This is a genomic window from Streptomyces bambusae, from assembly GCF_019400985.1.
In the GTDB taxonomy this organism is placed as follows: Bacteria; Actinomycetota; Actinomycetes; order Streptomycetales; family Streptomycetaceae; genus Streptomyces; species Streptomyces bambusae_A.
The window spans coordinates 1-5347 of record NZ_WTFF01000416.1; the positions used below are offsets into that span (position 1 = coordinate 1).

Genomic DNA, 5347 nt, shown 5'->3' on the forward strand with positions numbered 1-5347 from the left:
GCCCCGTGCAGGCGTGCCCGCGGCCCGTTCCGGCGTGCCAGCGGCCGGGGCGGACGCCCCGGTCGGTCGCGGGCGGCCCGCGCCGTAGGCTGAGGCCCGTGACGAGGAACGCGGGTGGGGACGAAGGCACCGATCGGGTGCTCTACGGGTGCATGGGACTGGGCGGCGCATGGGATGCGGAGCCGTACGGGCCCGCCGACATCGACGCGGCGCAGGCCGTCGTCGAGGCCGCGCTCGACAGCGGGATCACGGCCTTCGACCACGCCGACATCTACCGGCACGGCAAGTCCGAGGCCGTCTTCGGCGAGGTGCTGGCGCGGGACCCCGGGCTGCGCGGGCGGATCACGATCCAGACCAAGTGCGGCATCCGCCTCGCCGACGGCGGCCTGCCGGGGATGTACGACCTGCGCGGCGCGAGCATCACGCGGCGCGTGGAGGACAGTCTGGCCCGGCTGCGCACCGATGTGATCGACGTACTGCTGCTGCACCGCCCCGATCCGCTGGCGGACCCCGACGACATCGCCGCGGCCCTGACCTCCCTGCACCGGCAGGGCCTCGTACGGCACTTCGGCGTGTCCAACATGGGCGCCGCGCAGATCGCCGGGCTCCAGGCCCGGCTGGACGTGCCCCTGATCGCCAACCAGCTGGAGATGAGCCTGCACAGCCGCGCCTGGGTCGAGGCCGGCGTCCTGCTGAACACCCCGCACGCCGCCGGCAACGGCTTCCCGTACGGCACGCTGGAGCACTGCCGTGACCACGGGGTCCGCCTCCAGGCGTGGGGAGCGCTGGCACAGGGCCGGTTCACGGGGCGGCAGGAGACGGCGGCGGAGCACGCCACGGCGGCGCTGCTGGTCCGCCTGGCCGAGGACAAGGGCACGACGCCGGAGACGGTGCTGCTGTGGTGGCTGATGCGCCACCCGGCGGCCATCGCCCCCGTCATCGGCACCGCCCGTCCCGACCGGGTCCGTGCCTGCCGCGACGCGGTCCTGCGGGAGCCCGCCCTGTCCCACGAGGAGTGGTACGAGCTCTGGGTCACCGCCCGCGGGATCCCGCTGCCCTGACGGGGACGGCAGGCGCCGGTGGCGCTCGGGTGACGTGTCGTCGGGCCCGGGGCACGGCCGGATGAGATAGAAAGTTTTTCTAGAAATAGCCTCTACATCTGCGGGAGTCCTGGGCCAGACTCGGCCCATGGCATCCAGCCCTCCGATACGCCCCTTACGCTTGCCGAGAGCCTCACAGCCCGCCGAGCGCACCCGGCTCCCCCGGCTGCGCCAGGTGCGGGCCGCGGTCGTCGCACTCGCCGCCGCCGTCCTGCTGCTGGGCACGCCTCCGGCCGCCCGCGCCGAGGACCCGCAACCGCCCGTACCGCCGGTCCTGGCCGACGGCTTCGGCCTGACCCAGGTGGCTCCGGCGACCGGCACCGCCACCAACTTCGTGATCACCGTGGCCACGCCCGAGGTCGCGGGCGAGCACCGGATCCGGATCCTGCTGCCCGCCGACTACGCGAGCAGCCCTGCCAAGCGCTACCCCGTCTTCTACTTCCTGCACGGCGCGTCCGACGACCCGGGCAACCCGGGCCTGGCCTACCCCGCCCTCGTACGGTCACAGTCGATGATCACCGTGATCCCGGACGGGGGCCGGCGCGGCTGGTACACCAACTGGCTCGACCAGAAGACCGCGGCAGGCGCGCAGAACTGGGAGAACTTCCACATCAGGCAGGTGATCCCGTTCATCGACACCAACCTCCGCACCGTCGCGGCCCGACAGGGGAGGGCCGTCGGCGGCCTGTCGATGGGCGGGTTCGGTGCCCTGCACTACGCCCAGCGCAACCCCGGGCTGTTCAGCCAGGTCGCGTCGCTCTCCGGCGCGAACGAGCTGTCGCGTGACCACGCCATCACCCGGGCGGCCGTGGTCGCCACCCTGACCAACGTCGGCACCGCGTTCTGCGACTCCACCGACCCCGCGTGCAAGGCCGGCTTCGGGCCGACGGTGTCCAGCGATGCGATCTTCGGCACCCCGTACCCGTTCTTCGACGCCGACTGGCGCTGGAACGCGGCCGACCCGGTGGCGAACATGCACAAGCTGGCCGGCACCGGCGTCGCCCTCTACACCGGCAACGCGGCCGGCAACGCGGCCGACATGGAGTTCTGGGTCGAATCGGCGACCCGGCACGCCAAGGAGCGCCTGGACGCCCTCGGCCGGCCCTACCACTACGTGAACTACGGCGACGGCGCGGGGTGGGGCGAGAACTGCAAGGGCCGCCACGAGCACGGCTGCTGGGCCCAGGACCTCGTGGACTACGTACCGCGCCTGGAAGCGGCGTTCGCCGCGGCCTCCTGAACACCGACTTGCCTGCTGAACCCCGACGAAAGGAACGACCCGTGACCCCGACCCAGGCCCGTCCTCCGTTACGCGGCGCCGCCTGGCCGCGCGTCCTCGCCGCGGCCGTGGCGAGCTGCTGCATCGCGCTCGGCGTGATGGCGGCGCCCGCCACGGCGGCCGCTCCCGCCCGTTCCGCGGCCACGAGCATCGCCACCACCGTCGCCCCGGCCGCCGCCCCGGTCGCCGCCCCGGTCACGGCCGCCGCGACGCAGAACGTGACCATCACCTCCGCGAGCAACAACCGCCGGCTCGACGTGCAGAACGGCTCGCGCGGCGACGGCGCGTACATCGTCACCAATTCCGCGCCCGGCTACCACCAGTCCTGGAGCCTGAGCGTCGACCCGGCCGACTTCAGCTTCGCCATCGTCAACGACACCACCGGCAAGTGCATCGACGTCAGCTGGCCGGCGCTGCGCCAGCAGACCTGTCGTGGACAGGCGAGCCAGAAGTGGTACTTCCAGCCGGTGTCCGGCTCCAGGACGGTCTTCCTGATCCGCAACGCCGGTGACAACTCCTGCCTCGACCTCGTCGGCAACGCCCAGTACGACGACGCCTGGACGGGGAAGTCCAACTGCCACGGCGGCGTCAACCAGCGGTGGACCACGACCGCCACGGCCGCCTTCGACCTGGCGGTGGACCGCGGGGCGAAGATGTGCCAGAAGGACACCTCCACCTGCACCTGGGCCGTGAAGAGCGAGGCGCCGGCCGCCCCGCTGCCCAAGGTCTGCGCCTCGGCGGTCTGGTACAACAACTCCTCCTCGGCCGTCTCGCAGTCCTTCTCGGTGACGAAGACGACCGGCTGGCAGAGCAACATCACGTCCACGATCTCCGCGGACCTCGCGGCCGGGGCGGCCCCCGCGTTGCAGACCCGGGTCTCCTCGACACTGTCGTTCTCCAACACCTGGCACGGCTCGACCAGCGTCGGTGACGCCATCCAGGTGTCCGTGCCCGAGAAGCAGTACGGCTGGGTGACCCTGTCCGTGCTGGCGCGCAAGGTCACCGGCACGTGGACGTTCGACGCGCGCGGCCTGCCCTGGCAGGCCGAGGACACCGTCACGGTCCCGGTCAAGGACGACCCGGCCGGCGGCGCCACCGTCTACATCGCCAACACCAGCCCGACCTTCACCTCCTGCGCCTGACCGCTCGGCGCACCCCGAGGAGGCGCCCGACCCGGCCCCACGTCCGGGTCGGGCGCCTTTCGCCGTCGCGGGCTCCCGTCCCGGGTGAACCGGCCCGTGTCCCGCGCGCACCCGGACCCCGACGGTGTCACGCTGGAGGCGTGGGCGATTACGTGGAGATCTCCGGGGTCAGGACGTGGTACGAGGCCGAAGGCGCCGGCGACCCGCTGGTGCTCCTCCACGGCGGAATGTGCACGAACGAGACGTGGAGTCCCCAGCGGGCCGATCTCGCCGCCCGCCATCGCCTCTACCTCCCGGAGCGCCGGGGGCACGGCCACACCCCCGATACGGAAGGTCCGCTCTCCTACCAGGACATGGCCGACGACACCGTCCGGTTCGTCGAGGCCGTCGTGGGCGGGCCGGCCCACCTCGTCGGGTGGAGCGACGGCGGGATCATCGCCCTGCTCGTCGCCCGTGACCGCCCCGACCTGGTGCGCAAGGTGGTGGCCATGGGGGCCAACTTCCGCCCCGCCCCCGAGTGCTCGGTGGAGCCGTCACTGTTCGAGCACATGGCGGCGGACGGGCCGGAACTGACGGTGTTCCGCGAGATGTACGAGGCCGTGTCGCCCGACGGCGCCGCGCACTGGCCCGTGGTCGTGGGCAAGCTCGTCGAGATGTTCCGCACCCAGCCGGACCTGTCCCCGGACGACCTGGCCCGGATCGGCGCACCCACCCTCGTCCTCGTCGGCGACGACGACATGGTGACGCTCGAGCACACGATCGCCCTCTACCGGGCGATCCCCGGCGCCGAGCTGGCGGTCGTACCCGGCACCTCCCACGCCCTGGCGATGGAGAAGCCGCAGCGGGTCAACCAGATCATCATGGACTTCCTCGCCCACGACCCGGTCCCCACGCTGCTGCCCTTCCGCCGCGCCCGGCGCAGCTAGCACTCAGGGTTCGATCAGGCCCACTCGGATGGCGTAGCGGGTGAGTTCGAGGCGGTCGCGCAGGCCCAGCTTCTGCAGCAGGTTGACGCGGTGGCGTTCCACGGTCTTGGGGCCCGGCGCCTCCGGCCACGTCCCCCTCGGTCTGACGCTGCTCGTCGCCGGGATCGCCCAGCAGCTCTCTCCGACCGCGGCGCCGGCGGGCGGTATGCCAGGTCGGCCGGTATGCCGGGACGGCCGGATGCCGGGACGGCCGGATGCCGGGGCGGTCGCCTTGTCCGATCCTGGAGTCATGGCTGGCACGGGCGCTGACCGGGTGCGCGGCCTGCCGCGGCTGCCGCCCGCCTTCGCGGCCCCGGGCAGGCGCGCGGTACGGGTCACGCTGGCCGGCGGGGGCGGGTTCTACCTGTTCCTGTACGGCATGGACCGGCCCGTGGGCGCCACCTACGCGCTGTTCGCCGCCGTCGCGCTGGCCGGGCTGTCGCACATCCCCGGGACCGGTCGGCAGCGTGCCGAGGTCCTGGTACGGGTCCTGCCGGCGGCCTGGCTGCTGGTGGCCGCGGGAACGTTCCTCTCGGTACGGACCTGGAGCGCGGTGGCCGGGATGCTGGTCATCGGCTTCGCGCTGGCCTTCGTCGCGGTGGGCGGTCCCCGCCCCGCGGGGGCGGCGCCCGGGCTGCAGCTGCTGTACATCCTGCCGTCGTTCCCGCCGTACGCCCCGGACACGCTCGGCGAGCGCCTGGCCGGTACGACCACCGGGATCCTGCTGCTCGTCCTCGCCGAGTTCTTCGTCTTCCCCGATCCCCCGGCGGTCGGCTACCGGGAGCTCGCGGCCCGCGCCGCGGACACGGCCGAGCGGTGCGCCGGAGAGCTGGCCCGGGCGCCGTACGCGCTGTCCGCGCA

Annotated in this window: 4 protein-coding genes and 2 pseudogenes; 5 read left to right on the forward strand and 1 reads right to left on the reverse strand. The window is 73.1% G+C overall.

The window, feature by feature from the left end; translation table 11 throughout:
• The first annotated feature begins 98 nt into the window (after positions 1-98).
• From GPJ59_RS32925 to GPJ59_RS32940, 4 genes are all read left to right on the forward strand, one after another.
• Positions 99-1061, forward strand: coding sequence for an aldo/keto reductase (locus GPJ59_RS32925; protein ID WP_308120617.1), 963 nt, complete (start codon positions 99-101; stop codon positions 1059-1061).
• Positions 1062-1221: 160 nt separating this feature from the next.
• The gene (locus GPJ59_RS32930) at positions 1222-2340 is read left to right on the forward strand and encodes an alpha/beta hydrolase (RefSeq protein WP_308120618.1); all 1119 of its coding nucleotides are present in this window, start codon (positions 1222-1224) and stop codon (positions 2338-2340) included.
• A 41-nt stretch (positions 2341-2381) separates the two neighbouring features.
• Positions 2382-3521 (forward strand): RICIN domain-containing protein, encoded by a 1140-nt coding sequence (locus tag GPJ59_RS32935; protein ID WP_219671583.1) that lies wholly within the window; start codon positions 2382-2384, stop codon positions 3519-3521.
• A 140-nt stretch (positions 3522-3661) separates the two neighbouring features.
• The gene (locus GPJ59_RS32940; protein WP_219671584.1) at positions 3662-4447 is read left to right on the forward strand and encodes an alpha/beta fold hydrolase; all 786 of its coding nucleotides are present in this window, start codon (positions 3662-3664) and stop codon (positions 4445-4447) included.
• 3 nt (positions 4448-4450) lie between these two features.
• Here the strand turns inward: GPJ59_RS32940 and GPJ59_RS32945 are convergent.
• Positions 4451-4555 (reverse strand): annotated as a pseudogene (locus GPJ59_RS32945) (LuxR C-terminal-related transcriptional regulator); the annotation flags it as partial.
• Between the two features lie 181 nt (positions 4556-4736).
• On the opposite strand from GPJ59_RS32945, the pseudogene GPJ59_RS32950 reads away from it, so the two are divergent.
• A pseudogene (locus GPJ59_RS32950) lies at positions 4737-5347 on the forward strand (FUSC family protein); the annotation flags it as partial.